Source organism: Nocardioides sp. N13(2025) (assembly GCF_051912545.1).
GTDB lineage: Bacteria > Actinomycetota > Actinomycetes > Propionibacteriales > Nocardioidaceae > Nocardioides.
Map to the genome: position 1 here is coordinate 3842942 of NZ_CP196809.1, position 17643 is coordinate 3860584.

The following is a 17643-nucleotide window of genomic DNA, read 5'->3' on the forward strand; positions in this document are numbered from 1 at the left end:
ACTCGTGCGAGTGGAGATCCATCCGGGCCGCACGCTCACGGGCCCGAAATGCACCTGAACTTCCACTCGAAAGGAGTGGAAGTTCAGGTTGAGTGGCGGAGGTAGGGGGATTCGAACCCCCGAGGGCTGTTAACCCAACCCGCTTTCCAAGCGAGCGCCATAGGCCACTAGGCGATACCTCCGCCGAGGAGAGTACCGGTCGGCTCTGCGGCCGGTGAAATCGCGTGCCCGTTGGCTGGGGCAGGGCCGGGTTTGGGCGCGCGTCCGCGCCTCGCCTAGACTGCCCGCAACCCCCCACGCGGCGTCACCTCGCCCAATCCCCCAGGGCCGGAAGGCAGCAAGGGCAAGTGAGCTCTGACGGGTGCGTGGGGGGCCTTTTCATGTCCTGGCTCCCACGGTGGTCCCAGCCTGTGCGCACTGTGGGTGGGCCCGGTTAGTGTTCACGACGTGGAGTCACCGCTCGCGCTCTATCGTCGCTACCGGCCCGAGACCTTCCAGGAGGTCATCGGGCAGGACCACGTGACCGAGCCGTTGCGCGCCGCGCTCGCGGCCAACCGGGTCAACCACGCCTACCTCTTCTCCGGCCCGCGTGGCTGTGGCAAGACCACGTCGGCGCGCATCCTGGCCCGCGCGCTCAACTGCGCGCAGGCGCCGATCTCCGACCCGTGCGGGGAGTGCGACAGCTGCCGCGACCTGGCCCGCGGCGGGCCCGGCTCGATCGACGTCATCGAGATCGACGCGGCGTCCCACGGCGGCGTCGACGACGCGCGCGACCTGCGCGAGAAGGCGTTCTTCGCGCCGGTGCGCGACCGCTACAAGGTCTACATCATCGACGAGGCCCACATGGTCACGACGCAGGGCTTCAACGCCCTGCTCAAGCTGGTCGAGGAGCCGCCGCCCCACCTGCGGTTCATCTTCGCCACGACCGAGCCCGACAAGGTGCTGCCGACCATCCGCTCGCGCACCCACCACTACCCGTTCCGCCTCATCCCGCCGCGCCTGCTCAGCGACTACCTCTCCCAGCTCGCCGGTGAGGAGGGCGTGGCCATCGAGCCGGCCGCCCTGCCCCTCGTCGTACGAGCCGGGGCGGGGTCGGCGCGCGACACGCTGTCCGTCCTCGACCAGCTGCTCGGCGGCGCCGGTCCGGGCGGCGTGACCCACAAGCTGGCCACCGACCTGCTCGGCTTCACGCCCGACTCGCTCCTCGACGAGGTCGTGGAGGCGTTCGCCTCGCGCGACGGCGCGGCCGTCTTCTCGGTCGTCGACAAGGTCGTCGAGACCGGCCAGGACCCCCGCCGGTTCACCGAGGACCTGCTGCGCCGGCTGCGCGACCTGGTCATCGTCACCGCCGTGCCCGACGCCCCCGCCACCGGGTTGATCGACGTCTCCGAGGACGCGGGGGAGCGCCTCGTCGCGCAGGCCGCCCGCTTCGGCGCGATCGAGCTCAGCCGCGCCGCCGACATCGTGGCCGCCGGGCTGACCGAGATGCGCGGCGCCACGGCGCCGCGGCTCCTGCTCGAGCTGCTCTGCGCGCGGGTCCTGCTCCCCGGCGCGGACCACACCTCCGACGGCGTGATGGCCCGCCTCGAGCGCCTCGAGCGTCGCCTCGACGTCACCGGTGCACCGGCGCCGGCCGCGTCCGCGAGGGCCGCAGCCGCGGCTCCGGCCGGAGCCCCCGCTGGCGCCGCGCCCGCCGCTCCCGCACCCGCTCCCGCGGCGGCCCAGCCGTCTGCCCCTGCGCCCACCGCTGCGCCCACCGCTGAGCCCAGGGCGACCCCGGCTCGCAGCGACGAGCCGGCGCCGCCCCCGCCCGTGCCGACCTCAGCCCCGGCCCAGACGGGCCCGCCGCCGCCCCCGCCCATGCCCACGTCCGCCCCGGCGCCGGCTCCCGCGGTGTCCGAGCCTGCGCCGGCACCCGTGCCTGCGGCCGCAGCCGACGCACCGGTCGCCGAGCAGCCGGCCGGGCCGCGTGGGGGCCTCAGCCTCGTCGACGTACGCCGCCTGTGGCCCGACATCCTCGAGCAGACCAAGAACCGTCGCCGTCTCGCGTGGATGGTGCTCTCCCAGCACGCCCACGTCGTCGACGTGGACGGCACCCGGCTGACCGTCGGCTTCGCCAACTCGGGTGCGCGCGACTCCTTCGTCAACGGCGGGTGCGACGAGATCCTGCGCCAGGCCGCGATCGACGTGGTCGGCATGGACTGGCGCGTCGAGTCGATCGTCGACCCGAGCGGCGCAGCCGCGGAGGCCCCGGTCGTGCGCCAGGCGGCGACCGACTCCTACGCCCCGCCCGCGGCGCCCCCCAGCGCACCGGCGCAGGCGGTCCCGGACGCGCCGCCGGCCTGGGTGACGGGCGACGCCGCCCCCGCCGTGGAGGCGCCCACCGGGGAGCCGGTCGCCCCGGGGCCGATGGTGTCGGCCGCTCCTGCTCGCGAGGCGTTGGAGGCCGCTCGTGCCGGCGGTCCGCCCGAGGCGAGCGAGCCCGTCCGGTCCGCCGACGACGACGTCGACCCCGACGACCCCGACGCGGAGTCGGCCGCGCTCGACACCGAGTCCCTCCTCAGCCAGACGCTCGGCGCGAAGCTGATCGAAGAGATCAAGAACGACTGACCCTCATGACCACCCCCGATCCCACCTCCGATCCCACGCGGGAGACCCGATGACCCAGAACCCCTTCGACGCCCTCGGTGAGGGCGGCTTCGACATGAACGCCCTCCTCCAGCAGGCGCAGCAGATGCAGCAGCAGCTCGAGGAGGCCCAGGCCAACCTCGCGAAGCAGACCGTCGAGGGCACCGTCGCCGGCGGCGCCGTCACGGTCACCGCCAACGGCGTGGGCGAGCTCGTCGGCGTGAGCATCCGCGCGGGCGAGTTCGACGGCACCGACCCCGACGACCTGTCCGACCTCTCCGACCTGATCGTCGCCGCCTACCGCGACGCGCGGGCCAAGTCCGAGGCGCTGGCCGGTGACTCGCTCGGCCCGCTGACCGACGGTCTCGGCGGTGGCGGAGCCGGCGGCGGACTCGGCTTCCCCGGCCTGGGCTGAGGGGCTTCGTTGTACGAAGGTGTCGTCCAGGACCTGATCGACGAGCTGGGTCGGTTGCCCGGCGTCGGTCCGAAGAGCGCCCAGCGCATCGCCTTCCACCTGCTGCAGGCCGAGCCTGCCGACGTACGCCGCCTCGCCGACGTCCTGATCGAGGTCAAGGCCAAGGTGAAGTTCTGCTCGGTCTGCTTCAACGTGAGCGAGGACGAGCAGTGCCGGATCTGCCGTGACGAGCGGCGCGACCCGTCCCTGCTGTGCGTCGTCGAGGAGTACAAGGACGTCGTCGCCATCGAGCGCACGCGTGAGTTCCGCGGCCGCTACCACGTCCTCGGCGGGGCGATCTCGCCCATCGACGGCATCGGCCCCGACCAGCTCCACGTCAAGGAGCTGATGCCCCGGCTGGCCGACGGCACGGTCACCGAGGTCATCCTCGCCACCGACCCCAACCTCGAGGGCGAGGCCACCGCGACCTATCTCACGCGCCTGCTCCTGCCCATGGGGTTGCGCGTGACCCGGTTGGCGAGTGGACTGCCGGTGGGCGGTGACCTCGAGTACGCCGACGAGGTCACGCTCGGCCGAGCATTCGCCGGAAGGAGATCCGCCCAGTGAAGGAGGGCACAGTGACCGAGGACCAGATCAGGTTCGAGGAGCAGATCGCCGACTCGGTGACGAGCTTCCTTCTCGCGCTGCGCGAGATCGCGCGCGAGGGCAACGGCGCGCAGGCCGTGTCGCTGCTGCTGCTCGAGATCAGCCAGGTGCTGCTGGCCGGCGCCCGTCTCGGCGCGCAGACCGACTTCACCCCGCGCGAGGAGTTCCAGCCCGACGTCGGGCCCGAGGCCGACATCGACGAGCTGCGGCTGCGCCTGGCCGACATGCTCGAGGGCGTCGACGCCTACACCTTCGTCTTCGACCCCTACGTGCCCGAGGTGGTCGAGAGCCGCCTCTCCGACGACCTGGCCTCGATCGCGATCGACCTCGAGAACGGCCTGCGCCACTTCCGCGCCGGCGACGTCGACGAGGCGCTGTGGTGGTGGCAGTTCTCCTACGTCAACAACTGGGGCAACCTCGCCGGGGCCGCGCTCAACGCCCTGCTCACGGTCGTCGCCCACGACCGTTTCGACACCGACTTCGAGGAGAACGCGGAGGCGGCCGCCGTCACCGATGAGATGCTGGAGGGCGCGCCGGGCGTGCAGCCGTAGAATCGGCTGCGGCCTGCCGGCAACGGCGCCAGCGGGCGCCAACCATCGACGCGGTCCCGCGCGGCCGCACCCCGATCCTCGAGGACCAACCGTGGGCATTGTCGTGCAGAAGTACGGCGGCTCCTCGCTCGCCGACGCCGACGCCATCAAGCGCGTCGCCCGGCGCATCGTGGACGTCAAGAAGTCCGGTCGCGACGTCGTCGTCGCCGTGTCCGCCATGGGCGACACGACCGACGACCTCTACGACCTCGCCAACGGGGTCTCGCCGCTGCCACCGGCCCGCGAGATGGACATGCTGCTCACCGCGGGCGAGCGCATCTCCATGGCGCTCGTCGCGATGGCGATCAGCGACCTCGGCTTCACCGCCCGCTCGTTCACCGGATCGCAGGCCGGCGTGATCACCGACTCGGTGCACGGCAAGGCCAAGATCATCGACATCACCCCCGGGCGGATCACCCAGGCGATCGGCGATGGCCACATCGTCATCGTCGCCGGCTTCCAGGGCGTCTCCGCGGACACCAAGGAGATCACCACCCTCGGTCGCGGCGGCACCGACACGACGGCCGTGGCGCTGGCGGCGGCACTCGAGGCCGACGTCTGCGAGATCTACACCGACGTCGACGGCGTCTTCACCGCCGACCCGCGGATCGTGCCCAGCGCGCGCAAGCTCAGCAAGGTCTCCTACGAGGAGATGCTCGAGCTGGCCGCCTGCGGCTCCAAGATCCTGCACCTGCGCTGCGTGGAGTACGGCCGCCGCTACGGCATCCCGATCCACGTCCGATCGTCGTTCAGCCAGCTCGAGGGGACCTGGGTCACGAACGACCCCAGCCTCGACGGACCCAGTCTCGACGGACCCGAGGAAGAGACCATGGAACAGCCCATCATCGCCGGAGTCGCCCACGACGTCAGCGAGGCCAAGATCACCGTCGTCGGCGTGCCCGACAAGGTCGGCGAGGCCGCCCGCATCTTCGAGGCCCTCGCCGACGCGCAGATCAACCTCGACATGATCGTGCAGAACATCTCCGCGGCCGCGACGAGCCTGACCGACATCTCGTTCACCCTGCCGCGCACCGACGGCCAGACCGCCATGACGGCCCTGGCGCGGATCCAGGCCGAGGTCGGCTACGACAAGCTGCTCTACGACGACAAGATCGGCAAGGTCTCGCTCATCGGCGCCGGCATGCGCTCGCACCCGGGCATCACCTCGAAGTTCTTCGGCGCGCTCGCGTCAGCCGGCGTCAACATCGGGATGATCTCCACCTCCGAGATCCGGATCTCTGTGATCGTCGACGAGAGCTCCGTCGGTGACGCCGTCCGTGCCACCCACACGGCGTTCGACCTCGACGCAGACGAGGTCGAGGCCGTGGTCTACGGAGGCACCGGACGATGAGCACCAAGGTCAACATCGGCATCGTCGGCGCCACCGGCCAGGTCGGCGTCGCCATGCGCCAGATCCTGCTCGAGCGCAACTTCCCCGCCGACCAGGTGCGCTTCTTCGCGTCCTCCCGCTCGGCCGGCACGGTGCTGCCGTTCGGGGACCGCGACATCACCGTCGAGGACGCCGAGACGGCTGACCCCGCCGGGCTCGACATCGCGCTGTTCTCCGCCGGGGCGACGACGTCTAGGGCGCTCGTGCCGCGCTTCGTCGACGCCGGCGTGATCGTGGTCGACAACTCCTCGGCCTTCCGCAAGGACCCCGAGATCCCGCTCGTGGTGTCGGAGGTCAACCCCGACGCGATGACGTCGGTGATCGAGGCCGGGCGCGGCATCATCGCCAACCCCAACTGCACGACCATGGCCGCGATGCCGGTGCTCAAGCCGCTCCACGACGAGGCCGGCCTGACCCGCCTCATCGTCTCGACCTACCAGGCCGTGTCCGGCTCGGGCGTCGCCGGCGTCGACGAGCTCGCGAATGGAGTGGCGGAGGCAGGCGACAAGGCCCGCGAGCTGGCCTACGACGGCTCGGCGATCACGTTCCCCGAGCCGGTCAAGTACGTCGAGCCGATCGCCTACAACGTGCTCCCGATGGCCGGTTCGATCGTCGACGACGGCCGGGGCGAGACCGACGAGGAGCAGAAGCTCCGCAACGAGTCCCGCAAGATCCTCGGCCTGCCCGACCTGCTGGTCTCCGGCATCTGCGTGCGCGTCCCGGTCTTCACCGGTCACTCGCTCGCGGTCAACGCCGAGTTCTCGGAGGCGATGACGCCCGAGAGGGCGCGCGAGATCCTGGCCTCGGCTCCCGGGGTGGAGCTCGACGAGGTGCCGACCCCGCTCAAGGCGGCCGGCCGCGACCCGTCGTACGTCGGACGGCTGCGGCAGGACCCCGGCGTCCCGGACGACCGCGGGCTGGCGCTGTTCATCAGCAACGACAACCTGCGCAAGGGCGCGGCCCTCAACACCGTCCAGATCGCCGAGCTGATCGCCGCCGCGCGCTGATCAGCGCACGTCGTACGGCGTCCGCGCGCCGGCGGGCTCGGGCTCGTCGCCGACGACCGCGGTGGTGACCCACCACGAGGCGCAGTAGGCGATCACGGCGGTGACGGGGATGGCGATGACCATCCACCACTCGTCGGTCGACCCGAGCAGGAAGACGAGCACCAGGACGGACAGGATCCCGACGGCCAGGAGGCTGGTGGAACCTGCCTCGCGGACGCCGAAGAGGCGCAGCAGGACGGCGCCGGCGTACGCCAGCACGCCCAGCCCGACCAGCAGGAGCGGCAGACCGGCGCCACCCCCGCACGACGAGGTGCCGCGGACTGCGCTGCACCCGACTCCGGCGAGCCACGCGAGGAGCACGGCCAGGCCGCCGACCACGACGCCGGTGAGGGCGGCAGCGGGCAGGCCGGAGATGCTCGGCCGCGGGAGCTCACGGCGCCGCTTCGGCTCTGCCGCCTCGGGCTCGGTCTCGGGCGCAGGCTCCAGTCCGGGTTCGGTGCCGGGCAGGGCGGTGGTGTGCTCGACGACGGGCTGTTCGACGGTGGCGGGTTCGGGGACCGCCTGGGGTTCGGGGACCGGCCTGGACCGGGGCTCGGGCACAGGTGCAGGCTCGGGCTCGGCGACGGGCTCCGGCGTGGCGGCCTCCGGGGCGACGTCCTCCTCGGTCTTCTCCTTCTTCTTCCGCCGGAGCGAGAAGGAGGGCATCTCCAGTGAAGGGCCGTCCTCGGGCTTGTCTGCCATGGGGGCAGGGTGCCACATCACCTCGGACCGATGCGCCACCTGCACTTCCACTCGTACGAGTGGAAGTTCATCCGTGCCCGAGCGTGGACAGCCCTCGAACGACCTGGAGATCCACTCGAGCGAGTGGAACTCCATCTGGGGAGGCGGGATCAGGGGAGGCGGGATTAGAGAAGGCGGGCGAGACAGGGGCCGGCCAACGACCACATGACGAAGGCCGGACCCACTCGCGTGGGTCCGGCCTCCATGATCTGTCGGGCTGACAGGATTTGAACCTGCGGCCTCCTCGTCCCGAACGAGGCGCGCTACCAAGCTGCGCCACAGCCCGCCGCCCTGACCGGAGAAGACCGGCCGGGCAACGCGGGCGAGCATACCGGAGCGATCGGGGCCTCCCGAAATCGCCCCGGCCCGGCGGACGGGCGGCTCAGGCCTTCCGCACCAGGGTCAGGTGGGTGACCCCGCTCGGCGAGGAGACCGCCTCGACGTCGTAGGTGTCCTCCAGCGCCTCGAGCCCGTCCCAGAGCCGCGTGCCCCGGCCGAGCACGATCGGCACCAGCACGAGGTGCAGCTGGTCGACGAGGCCGGCGGCGACGAAGTCGCGGACCGTGCTCGCCCCGCCCCCGAGGCGTACGTCGAGGTCGCCCGCGGCCTCACGGGCGATGGTGAGCGCCTCCTGGGGCGACGTGCTGAGGAAGTGGAAGGTGGTGCCGCCCTCCATCTCGATCGGCTCGCGCGGCCGGTGGGTGAGGACGTACGTCGGGGTGTGGAACGGCGGGTTGGGTCCCCACCAGCCCTGCCAGTCGGGGTCGTCCTGCCAGCCGGGCGGGCCGAACTTGTTGGCGCCCATGATCTCGGCGCCGAACCCGGCGTCGTGGCGTGCGGCGAACGCGTTGTCGACGCCGACCCCGCCGCCGGTCCTCCAGTGGTCCGTGGCCATCATCCACTGGTGGAGCTTCTGGCCGGCGTGCCCGAAGGGCGACTCCAGGGACTGCGGCTCGCCGGCGCCGAAGCCGTCGAGGGAGATCGAGAAGTTGTGGACGCGGACCAGTGGCACGGGGGCTCCTTCAGCCGAGGGGTGGGTGGTCGAGCACGGTCGGGACGTAGTCGAGCAGCTGCAGCCGGCCGTCGAAGGTGCGGCTCTCCAGCAGCTCGAGCCGGACGTCGGGATAGCCGTCGAAGAGGCGGTCGCGCCCGGTGGCGCCGTTGATCACCGGGAAGACGACCACGCGCAGGCGATCGACCAGCCCGGCAGCCAGCAGCGACCGGCCGAGCTTCAGGCTCCCGAGCGTCCGGAGGGGGAGGGGGCCCTCTTCCTTGAGGGCCCGGACGGCCTCGACCGCATCCGTCCACACGAGCGTGCTGTTGGCCCACTCGAGGGGCGCGGTGAGGGTCGAGGAGAAGACGACCTTCGACATCTCTCCGAGGGCGGCGATCGCCTCGGGCTCCTCATCGGCCATCCCCGACATGAGGCGGTAGGTCGTGGCGCCCATCAGGACGGTGTGCTCCTCCTGCTCACCGAGCCAGGCGAAGTAGTCCGGACCGCCCATGCCCCACAGCCCGGGCCACCCGTCCGCCGCGGTCCACCCGTCGAGCGAGACGATGACGTCGATCATCAGCTCGGGCACGACTCCTCCTTCGTACGGTGCTCAGCGCGGCACCAGCGTCATCAGTGTCGCCTCGGGTCGGCACGCCACGCGGATGCGGACGTAGGGGTTGGTGCCCAGCCCCGCCGAGACGTGCAGCCAGGAAGACCCTTCGTCACCGGGCTCGGAGTCGGCGGGGTGGCGGTGCAGCCCCTTGGCCCGGGCCGGGTCGAGGTCGCAGTTGGTCGTCAGCGCGCGACCCCGCCCGTCGAGCGTGGGCAGGCACACCTGACCGCCGTGCGTGTGCCCGGCGATGATCGCGTCGTAGCCGTCCCCGGCGAACTGGTCGAGGACCCGGAGGTACGGCGCGTGCGTGACGCCGAGGCGCAGGTCGGCCGCAGGGTCGGCCGGCCCCGCGACCCGCTCCAGGTCGTCGTACCCGAGGTGCGGGTCGTCGACGCCGGCGAAGGCGATCGACGTGCCACCGACGGTGAGCGAGCCGAAGCCGTTGGTGAGGTCGAGCCAGCCCGCGGCGTTGAAGCGGTCCTTGAGCTCGGGCCAGGGCAGCTGCGGGGTCAAGGTGTTGCGCTTGCCCGTGTCGGGGAGCAGGTAGAGCAGCGGGTTGCGCATGCCCGGTGAGTAGTAGTCGTTCGAGCCCAGGACGTAGACGCCCGGCACGTCGAGGAGGCCGCCGAGCGCGTCGGCCACCACCGGCACCGACCGGGCGTGCGCGAGGTTGTCACCGGTGTTGACCACCAGGTCGGGCTCGAGGGCCGCGAGCCCACGCAGCCACTCCTGCTTGGCGTGCTGGTCGGGAGCCATGTGGATGTCGCTGAGGTGGAGCACCTTCACGGGCGCGCGCCCAGGGGGAAGCACGGGCACGGTCACCCGGCGCAGGGTGTACTGCCGCGCCTCCCAGGCGGCGTACGTCGTCAGTCCCGCTCCTGCGAGGGCGCCGAGGGTCAGCGTGCGTCCGAGAAGCGGGAGGAGAGCCATTCGGCAAGGCTGCCACAATGGGCCCCATGAGTGCTCTGAAGGACCGTCTCCGCGCCGACCTCACCACCGCCATCAAGGCGCGTGACGAGCTGCGCTCCTCGACGCTGCGCATGGTGCTGACCGCCATCACCAACGCCGAGGTCGCCGGCAAGGTGGCCCGCGAGCTCTCCGACGACGACGTCCTCGGCGTGCTGTCGACCGAGGCCAAGCGGCGACGTGAGGCTGCCACCGCCTTCGAGGAGGGCGGTCGCGCGGAGATGGCGGCCAAGGAGGCCGCCGAGGGCCAGGTCATCGCCGAGTACCTCCCGACCCCGCTCACCGAGGCCGAGATCGCCGACCTGGTCACCGCAGCCATCGCCCAGACGGGCGCTGCCGAGGAGGGCATGCGCGCCATGGGCAAGGTGATGGGCGTGGTGACGCCGCAGGTCAAGGGTCGCGCGGACGGCGGCGCGGTGGCCGCCGAGGTGCGCAAGCAGCTGGGCTGAGGGGCCTCAGCCGCGGCCCTTGCCGCGGCCCTTGCCCTTGCCGCCCTTGCCTCCGCCGCCGCCGTCGGTGGTGGTCGGCGGTGGGGGCACGTAGCCGGTCGAGACGTAGAGGGTGACCGTGTCACCGCTGCTCAGGGACGTACCGCCCCCCGGCGAGGTGTAGGCGACGAGGCCCTCGCCGACCTCGGAGTTGACCTGCCCCCCGTCGGCGACGGTGAAGCCGGCCGTCTCGAGGGTCTGGGTGGCGGCCTCGACGGACTGGCCGGCCACGTCGGGCACGCTGGTCAGCACGCCGGCGATCTCGTCGCCCGGGGGCGCCTGGAAGTCCTCGGGGGGGAGCTTGGCCGAGACGGCGGACATCGCGTCGCCCCAGATCGGGCCGGCGACCGTCGAGCCGAACGCCTCGTAGATGGTGGTGCCACCGACGGTCTGGCCGTTGAGGCTGACCCAGTGGCCGAGCTGGTTGGCGCCCGCGACCATGGCGACGGTCGAGAGGGTCGGCGTGTAGCCGGCGAACCACACCGACATGTTGTTCTGGTTGGTGCCGGTCTTGCCGGCGGACGGCTTGTCGATCGCGATGTTCTGTCCGAAGCCGCCGGGCTCCATGACACCGCGCAGGATGCTGTTGACCGCGTCGGCGGTGGCCCCCGGCATCACCTGGTCGCACTGGCTGGTGAACTCCTTGAGGGGCTGGCCCTGCGCGTCGAGCACCCGGGTGACCGGACGGGGGTCGCAGTGCAGCCCGCGCGCGGCGAAGGTGGCGTAGGCCTGGGCCAGCTCGAGCGGGTTGCTGTCGCTGACGCCGAGGATCCACGAGGGGACCTTCTGCGCGAGCGGCACCTTGACGCCCATGTCCTCGGCGAGCTGAAGCGGCTCGCACATGCCGGTCTGCGTCTCGAGCTGGGCGAAGAACGTGTTCACCGACTGCTGGGTGCCCGAGTAGAGGTCGAAGGTGCCCGAGCCGGTGGAGTTGGAGACGGGCCAGCCCTTGCCGTCGCCGGCGTAGGGGCCGTCGCAGTTCTCGAACTCCTCGTCGGGGATGAGCATCTCCTCGGGCGAGTTGATCGTCGTGCTCAGCGGGATGCCCTGGTTGATCGCGGAGGCGAGGACGAAGACCTTGAAGGTCGACCCGGCCTGGAAGCCGTTGGCGTCGCCGTACTTCTTGGGCACGACGTAGTTGAGGTAGGTCTCGCCGGCCTTCTTGTTCGTGCCCATCGGGCGCGACTGGGCCAGGGCGCGGACGTCACCGGTGCCGGGCTCGACCATCGCCAGGCCGCCGATGGCCTGGTCCTGGGGGAAGACGTGCGAGGACACGGCCTCGTCGGCCGCCTTCTGCATGTCGAGGTCGATGGTGGTCTGGATGTTGAGGCCACCGTTCTTCAGCGTCGTACGACGCTCCTTGGGGGTGTCGCCGAGGACGGGGTCCTTGAGCAGCCAGTTGACGACGTAGTCGCAGAAGAACGGGGCCTGCGACTGCTGGCAGCCGTTGGCGTCGTTCGTGATCTTCAGCGTCTCCTCGAGCGGCGTGGCCTTCAGCCGCTCGGCCTTCTTCTCGCTCAGCACGCCGAGCTGGGCGAGGCGGTCGAGCACGACGTTGCGGCGGCTCTCGGCCCGCTCGGGGTTGTCGATCGGGTCGTAGCCGACGGGGTTCTTCACGAGCCCGGCGAGCGTGGCCGCCTCGAGCAGGTTGAGGTCCTTGGCGTTCTTGGAGAAGAAGTGTCGCGCCGCGGACTGGACGCCGAAGGCGCCGTCGCCGAAGTAGGCGATGTTGAGGTAGCGCTCGAGGATCCAGTCCTTGGTGTGGTTCTTCTCGAACGCGATGGCGTAGCGCAGCTCGCGGATCTTGCGGGCGTAGGTCTCCTCGGTCGCGGCCTTGCGCTCCTCGTCGGTCTCGGCCTGGTAGAGCAGCGTCTGCTTCACCATCTGCTGGGTGATCGAGGAGCCACCCTGGACCGATCCGCCGTTGGCCTGGTTGGTGACGAACGCGCGGAGCGTGCCCTTGAGGTCGAGCGCGCCGTGGTCGTAGAAGCGGTAGTCCTCGATCGCGACGATCGCCTTGACCATCGGCCGCGAGATCGACTGCAGGGGGACGTTGATCCGGTTCTGGTCGTAGAGCGAGGCGATCAGGTTGCCGTTGACGTCGTAGATGCGCGTCTTCTGCGAGAGGTCCTTGGCCTCGAGCGACTCGGGGAGGTTGACCATCCCCTTGCTGACGTCCTTGGCCGCCACGCCGACCAGGCCCGCGAACGGGATGGCGAGGCAGGCGGTGAGGACGCCCATGACCACCGCGACGGCGGCCATCACGGCGAGGTGTGAGGCCACGCGGCCGGCGTCGGGGCGCCCCTGGGAGCGCTCGGAGCGGGAAGACATGGGCACCAGAGTACGGGGAAAGGGCATAGCACCCTCAATTCCACTCGCGCAGGCAGATAGTCACATTGGACTATGCGATTTGAGCCACCTGGCCCCTGTCTATACCGGGGCGAAGTCGTTTACTTTTCACTTCGAGTCGGGAATGGCCGCTATGGGGGCGGCCGACCGGCTCGATACACACACCGTGGGGATTGACTATGTGGGTCGAGGACTGGGCATCGCGCGCCGCTTGCAAGGCTGAGACGCCGGACGCGCTCTTCGTGCGAGGCGCCGAGCAGAACAAGGCGAAGCAGGTCTGCGCGGGTTGCCCCGTGCGCACCGAGTGCCTCGCCGAGGCGCTGGACAACCAGATCGAGTGGGGTGTCTGGGGCGGCATGACCGAGCGTGAGCGCCGTGCGCTTCTCCGCCGCCGCCCGGGCTCGTCGTGGCGCTCCATTCTGGAGACCGCGCGCACCAAGGTCGAGGCTCCCTCCGTCTCCGTCTGAGTCGGGGCCAGCCGGTTCGGGCTAGGGCTGCTCGGCGAGCTTCTCGCCGATCGTCCGCAGGCCGTCGAGGTCGTGGATGTCGCCGGCCATCGCCGGGACCACGGCCGTCGGCACCTGAGGGTGCGAGGCGACGAAGCGGTCGCGCAGGTCTTCCTCGCGCTCGATGATGCGCATCCGGTCGGCGTGCAGCTGGAGCAGCCCGGCGGCCAGGGACGAGGAGTCGCTCGCCCGCAGCCGGTCGGCGGCGGTGATCGCCTCCTCGGCCGAGAGCTCCGTCCGGGCGGACGGGCTGGCGCGGTTGACGACCAGCCCGGCCAGCGGCATGTGGTCGTCGGTGAGGCGGTCCACGAAGTACGCCGCCTCGCGCAGCGCGTCGGGCTCGGGTGCCGCCACCACGACGAACGCCGTCCCGTCGGCCTGCAGCAGCGCGAAGGTCTGCTCCGCGCGCTGCCGGAAGCCGCCGAAGAGGGTGTCGAAGGCCGCGACGAAGGTCTGCATGTCGCGCAGGATCTGCGCGCCGAGCACCTTGGTGAGCGCGTTGGTGACCACCGAGACGCCGGCGGTCATCAGCCGCGCCGGCCCGCGGGCCGGCGCGAGCAGGAGCCGGATGAAGCGCCCGTCGAGGAAGCTGGAGAGCCGCTCGGGCGCGTCGAGGAAGTCGAGCGCCGATCGCGACGGCGGGGTGTCCACCACGATCAGGTCGTGGCTGCCGTCCGCGAGCGCCTGCCGGTGCAGCTGCCCGAGCTTCTCCATCGCCATGTACTCCTGCGTGCCCGCGAACGAGCTCGACAGCGCGACGTAGAACGGGTTCTCCAGGATCTGCCTGGCCTTCTCCGGGCTGGCCTGTGACTCGACCACCTCGTCGAAGGTGCGCTTCATGTCGAGCATCATCGCGTCGAGGGAGCCGCCCGCTGTCTCGTCGACGTCCTGCACGGGCCGCGGCGTGTTGTCGAGCCGCTCGATCCCCATCGACTGCGCGAGCCGACGCGCCGGGTCGATGGTCAGCACCACCACCTTGCGACCGCGCTCGGCCGCCCGCAGCGCCAGCGCGGCGGAGGTCGTGGTCTTGCCGACCCCGCCCGCGCCGCAGCACACGATGATCTCGGTGCCGCGGTCGTCGAGCAGCGCGTCGACGTCGAGGACCGGTGCCTTCCGGTGGGTGCTCATGCCATCCCCTGCTCGCGGAGGAGCTGGGCCAGGTCGAGGAGGGCGCCCATGTCGATGCCCCCGGGCATCCGGGGCAGCTCGTAGGTCGGCAGGCCCTCCGCGGCCACCAGCTCGCGCTGCTCGTCCTCGAGCTGACGGCGTACGGCGTGGTCGCGCGCCTCGTCGACGAGCGAGGTGACCAGCGCGGCGTCGACGTCGACCTTCGCGCGGGTCAGGTCGGCAGCGATCGTCGTGGGATCGACCTGGCCGGTGCGCACCTCGGCGAGCGCACTCGGGCTGAGGGCCCGCGGCCGGACCAGGTTGACGACGATGCCGCCCACCGGGAGGCCGGCCTCCCGGAGCTGGGCGATCCCGTCGGAGGTCTCCTGGACAGGCATCTCCTCCAGGATCGTGACGAGGTGCACCGCGGTGCGTGGTGAGCGCAGCAGCTCCATCACCTTGTCGGCCTGGCCCTTGATCGGCCCCACCTTGGCGAGGCCGGCGAGCTCGGAGTTGACGCCGAGGAACTGGCAGATCCGACCTGTCGGGGGCGCGTCGAGCACCACCGCGTCGTACGTGATCGCGTCGTGGTGGCGCCCGCCCCGCGGGCGCTGCACCGCCTCGTAGACCTTGCCGGTGAGCAGCACGTCGCGCACCCCGGGCGCGATGGTGGTGGCGAAGTCGATGACCCCGAAGCTCCTCAACGCCTTCCCGGCCCGACCGAGCTTGTAGTACATCGCGAGGTACTCCAGCAGCGCCGACTCCGGGTCGATGTGCAGGGCGTGCACCTGGCCCGCACGACCGTCGTGGTCCGGGGCGCCCTTGGCGATGCGGCGCTCCTCGTAGGGCAGCGGGTCGACGTCGAACATCCGGGCGATGCCCTGTCGTCCCTCGACCTCGCACAGCAGCACGTTGCGCCCCGAGGTGGCGAGGGCGAGCGCGAGGGCGGCGGCCACGGTCGACTTGCCCGTGCCGCCCTTGCCCGTCACCACGTGCAGGCGCACCTTGGACCAGTCGCTCACGCGACCAGCCTAGGGGCCGCTGCGCACATCCGGGCGTGCGAACTGTGGTCCCTGCCCACACAGTGGCGCTGCTCACACGGCCGCTAGGGTGCCGGGCATGGACAAAGTGGTCAGCTCGGCAGCCGAAGCGGTCGCCGACATCTGGGACGGAGCGACCCTCGCGGTCGGCGGTTTCGGACTGTGCGGCATCCCGTCGGTCCTCATCGAGGCGGTGCTCGAGGCCGGCACCACCGACCTGGAGGCGGTCTCCAACAACTGTGGCGTGGACGAGTGGGGCCTGGGCCGGCTGCTGTTCGCGAAGCGGCTGCGGCGGATGATCTCCTCCTACGTGGGGGAGAACAAGGAGTTCGCCCGGCAGTACCTGCACGGTGAGCTCGAGGTGGAGCTGACGCCGCAGGGAACGCTCGCCGAGCGGATGCGCGCGGGCGGTTCGGGGATTCCGGGCTTCTACACCGCGACCGGGGTGGGCACGCAGGTCGCCGAGGGCGGTCTGCCGTGGAAGTACGACGCCGAGGGCAACGTCATCGTCGCCTCGCCGCCGAAGGAGACGAAGGTCTTCTCGACGGCTGAGGGGGAGAAGGAGTACGTCCTGGAGGAGGCCATCGTGGCCGACTTCGGGCTGGTGCGGGCCTGGAAGGGCGACCGCCACGGCAACCTGATCTATCGCCAGTCCTCGCGCAACTTCAACCCGCTGGCCGCGATGTGCGGGCGGGTCACGATCGCGGAGGTCGAGGAGCTGGTCGAGCCCGGCGAGCTCGACCCCAACGACATCCACACCCCGGGCGTCTACGTGCAGCGCGTGGTCGCGCTGACCCCGGAGCAGGCCGCGGACAAGAGGATCGAGAAGGTGACCACCCGGCCGCGCCCCACTGAGGCACCTCCGGCCGACGATGCCGCGACGCACGGACTGGGAGGCTGACATGAGCTGGACGCGTGAGGAGATGGCGGCCCGTGCCGCGAGCGAGCTGAAGGACGGCTCCTACGTCAACCTGGGCATCGGGCTGCCGACGCTGGTGCCCAACTACGTCGCCGACGACGTGGAGCTGGTGCTGCAGAGCGAGAACGGCATCCTCGGCGTGGGGGCGTACCCCTTCGAGGGCGAGGAGGACCCCGACCTCATCAACGCGGGCAAGGAGACGGTGACGCTGCGCAAGGGCGCGTCGTTCTTCGACTCCGCGCAGTCGTTCGGGATGATCCGCGGCGGCAAGATCGACGCGGCGATCCTGGGCGCGATGCAGGTGTCGGCGGCCGGTGACATCGCGAACTGGATGATCCCGGGGAAGATGGTCAAGGGCATGGGAGGCGCGATGGACCTGGTCCACGGCGCCAAGCGGGTCATCGTGCTGATGGAGCACACCGCCAAGGACGGCTCGCTGAAGATCCTCGACGAGTGCGACCTGCCCTACACCGGCAAGCGCGTCGTGCAACGGATCATCACCGACCTCGCGGTGATTGACGTGATCGACCCCGCCACCGGTGAGGTCGCCCCGTCCGGCACCCTCGGCGACCGGGCCCTCAAGCTGGTCGAGCTCGCCCCCGGTGTCACCGAGGACGAGGTGCGGGAGAAGACCCAGCCCGAGCTGGTCTGAGGGCGATGATGGGGGCGTGGCCCTCGCTGTCTGCCTGCTCTTCGACGACAGGTCGGACCGACTGGTCCGCGACCTCTGGTCACGCCTGGAGGACGCGGGCGTCTCCACGCTGGCGACGCACACCCACCGCCGCCACCACCCGCACCTGTCGTACGTCGTGCTCCGCACGTGGGACCTCGCGGAGGTGCAGGAGACGCTCGCCTCGCTCCCACCTGCCGAGCCGTTCGGGATGTCGTTCCACGGGACGATCGCCTTCCCGCGCGGCCGCGCAGCGCTGGCTCCGGCGATCTCCGCTGACACGGCGTTGCGCCAGTGGCGCATCGCCACGGCACTGGAGTCCAGGGGTTGCGAGCTGCATCGCAGCTACAGATCCGGTCGGTGGGTGCCGCACGTCTCGGTGGCCACCCGCGTCCAGGGCGCCAGGCTCCCGACCGTGGTGAAGGCGGTCGCGGACGTGCTCCCCATGACCGTGCGTGTCAACCGAGCCGCCCTCGTGGACAGCGGGACCGGGAGGACCTGGGCGCTGCCACACATTCCTTGAAGAACTTCGCTCC

At 71.1% G+C, this 17643-nt stretch carries 18 protein-coding genes, 2 tRNA genes and 1 other RNA gene; 12 read left to right on the forward strand and 9 right to left on the reverse strand.

Annotated elements, in window-relative coordinates:
* Positions 1–93: 93 nt before the first annotated feature.
* Positions 94–182: transfer RNA gene (locus ACS3YM_RS18610), tRNA-Ser, on the reverse strand.
* A gap of 106 nt (positions 183–288) precedes the next feature.
* Here ACS3YM_RS18610 and ffs point away from each other — a divergent pair.
* The 7 genes from ffs (at position 289) to ACS3YM_RS18645 (ending at position 6675) form a co-directional block, all read left to right on the forward strand.
* Positions 289–378, forward strand: an RNA gene (gene ffs / locus ACS3YM_RS18615) — signal recognition particle sRNA small type.
* Between the two features lie 69 nt (positions 379–447).
* The gene (locus ACS3YM_RS18620) at positions 448–2610 is read left to right on the forward strand and encodes a DNA polymerase III subunit gamma and tau (RefSeq protein WP_439937926.1); all 2163 of its coding nucleotides are present in this window, start codon (positions 448–450) and stop codon (positions 2608–2610) included.
* A gap of 49 nt (positions 2611–2659) precedes the next feature.
* Entirely contained in the window at positions 2660–3043 is a 384-nt protein-coding gene (locus ACS3YM_RS18625) for a YbaB/EbfC family nucleoid-associated protein (protein WP_439937927.1), read from the forward strand.
* Between the two features lie 9 nt (positions 3044–3052).
* The gene (recR, locus tag ACS3YM_RS18630; RefSeq protein WP_439937928.1) at positions 3053–3649 is read left to right on the forward strand and encodes a recombination mediator RecR; all 597 of its coding nucleotides are present in this window, start codon (positions 3053–3055) and stop codon (positions 3647–3649) included.
* 11 nt (positions 3650–3660) lie between these two features.
* Positions 3661–4239, forward strand: a complete 579-nt coding sequence (locus tag ACS3YM_RS18635) for a DUF5063 domain-containing protein (protein WP_439937929.1) — start codon at positions 3661–3663, stop codon at positions 4237–4239.
* A 91-nt stretch (positions 4240–4330) separates the two neighbouring features.
* A complete protein-coding gene (locus tag ACS3YM_RS18640) occupies positions 4331–5629 on the forward strand; it encodes an aspartate kinase (protein WP_439937930.1) in 1299 nt (432 codons plus the stop codon).
* A complete protein-coding gene (locus tag ACS3YM_RS18645; protein ID WP_439937931.1) occupies positions 5626–6675 on the forward strand; it encodes an aspartate-semialdehyde dehydrogenase in 1050 nt (349 codons plus the stop codon). Before ACS3YM_RS18640 ends, ACS3YM_RS18645 begins: the two co-directional genes overlap by 4 nt.
* Here the strand turns inward: ACS3YM_RS18645 and ACS3YM_RS18650 are convergent, their stop codons facing one another.
* The 5 genes from ACS3YM_RS18650 to ACS3YM_RS18670 form a co-directional block, all read right to left on the reverse strand.
* Positions 6676–7416, reverse strand: a complete 741-nt coding sequence (locus ACS3YM_RS18650) for a hypothetical protein (protein ID WP_439937932.1) — start codon at positions 7414–7416, stop codon at positions 6676–6678.
* A gap of 251 nt (positions 7417–7667) precedes the next feature.
* Positions 7668–7741: transfer RNA gene (locus ACS3YM_RS18655), tRNA-Pro, on the reverse strand.
* A gap of 96 nt (positions 7742–7837) precedes the next feature.
* Positions 7838–8467, reverse strand: a complete 630-nt coding sequence (locus ACS3YM_RS18660) for a dihydrofolate reductase family protein (protein WP_439937933.1) — start codon at positions 8465–8467, stop codon at positions 7838–7840.
* 10 nt (positions 8468–8477) lie between these two features.
* Positions 8478–9038 (reverse strand): dihydrofolate reductase family protein, encoded by a 561-nt coding sequence (locus ACS3YM_RS18665; protein WP_439937934.1) that lies wholly within the window; start codon positions 9036–9038, stop codon positions 8478–8480.
* 21 nt (positions 9039–9059) lie between these two features.
* A complete protein-coding gene (locus ACS3YM_RS18670; protein WP_439937935.1) occupies positions 9060–9992 on the reverse strand; it encodes a metallophosphoesterase in 933 nt (310 codons plus the stop codon).
* A gap of 26 nt (positions 9993–10018) precedes the next feature.
* Here ACS3YM_RS18670 and ACS3YM_RS18675 point away from each other — a divergent pair, with 26 nt between their 5' ends.
* Positions 10019–10477 carry a GatB/YqeY domain-containing protein gene (locus ACS3YM_RS18675; protein WP_439937936.1) on the forward strand — a complete coding sequence of 153 codons (459 nt, stop codon included), beginning with the start codon at positions 10019–10021 and terminating at the stop codon, positions 10475–10477.
* Positions 10478–10483: 6 nt separating this feature from the next.
* On the opposite strand, the gene ACS3YM_RS18680 is transcribed toward ACS3YM_RS18675, so the two are convergent.
* On the reverse strand, positions 10484–12847 hold the full coding sequence (locus ACS3YM_RS18680) for a transglycosylase domain-containing protein (RefSeq protein ID WP_439937937.1): 2364 nt from the start codon (positions 12845–12847) through the stop codon (positions 10484–10486).
* A gap of 197 nt (positions 12848–13044) precedes the next feature.
* Between ACS3YM_RS18680 and ACS3YM_RS18685 the strand changes: the two genes are divergently transcribed.
* Positions 13045–13332, forward strand: coding sequence for a WhiB family transcriptional regulator (locus ACS3YM_RS18685; RefSeq protein WP_439937938.1), 288 nt, complete (start codon positions 13045–13047; stop codon positions 13330–13332).
* A gap of 21 nt (positions 13333–13353) precedes the next feature.
* Here the strand turns inward: ACS3YM_RS18685 and ACS3YM_RS18690 are convergent, their stop codons facing one another.
* Complete coding sequence (locus ACS3YM_RS18690; RefSeq protein ID WP_439937939.1) at positions 13354–14499, reverse strand: ArsA family ATPase; 1146 nt, start codon at positions 14497–14499, stop codon at positions 13354–13356.
* Positions 14496–15500 (reverse strand): ArsA family ATPase, encoded by a 1005-nt coding sequence (locus ACS3YM_RS18695; protein ID WP_439937940.1) that lies wholly within the window; start codon positions 15498–15500, stop codon positions 14496–14498. The genes ACS3YM_RS18690 and ACS3YM_RS18695 overlap by 4 nt, the downstream gene beginning before the upstream one ends.
* 97 nt (positions 15501–15597) lie before the next feature.
* Between ACS3YM_RS18695 and ACS3YM_RS18700 the strand changes: the two genes are divergently transcribed.
* The 3 genes from ACS3YM_RS18700 to ACS3YM_RS18710 are packed head-to-tail and all read left to right on the forward strand — an operon-like array spanning position 15598 to position 17630.
* Positions 15598–16419 carry a CoA transferase subunit A gene (locus tag ACS3YM_RS18700; protein ID WP_439937942.1) on the forward strand — a complete coding sequence of 274 codons (822 nt, stop codon included), beginning with the start codon at positions 15598–15600 and terminating at the stop codon, positions 16417–16419.
* Position 16420: 1 nt separating this feature from the next.
* On the forward strand, positions 16421–17089 hold the full coding sequence (locus tag ACS3YM_RS18705) for a 3-oxoacid CoA-transferase subunit B (RefSeq protein WP_439937943.1): 669 nt from the start codon (positions 16421–16423) through the stop codon (positions 17087–17089).
* A gap of 16 nt (positions 17090–17105) precedes the next feature.
* Positions 17106–17630, forward strand: a complete 525-nt coding sequence (locus tag ACS3YM_RS18710; RefSeq protein ID WP_439937944.1) for a 2'-5' RNA ligase family protein — start codon at positions 17106–17108, stop codon at positions 17628–17630.
* Positions 17631–17643: the final 13 nt, after the last annotated feature.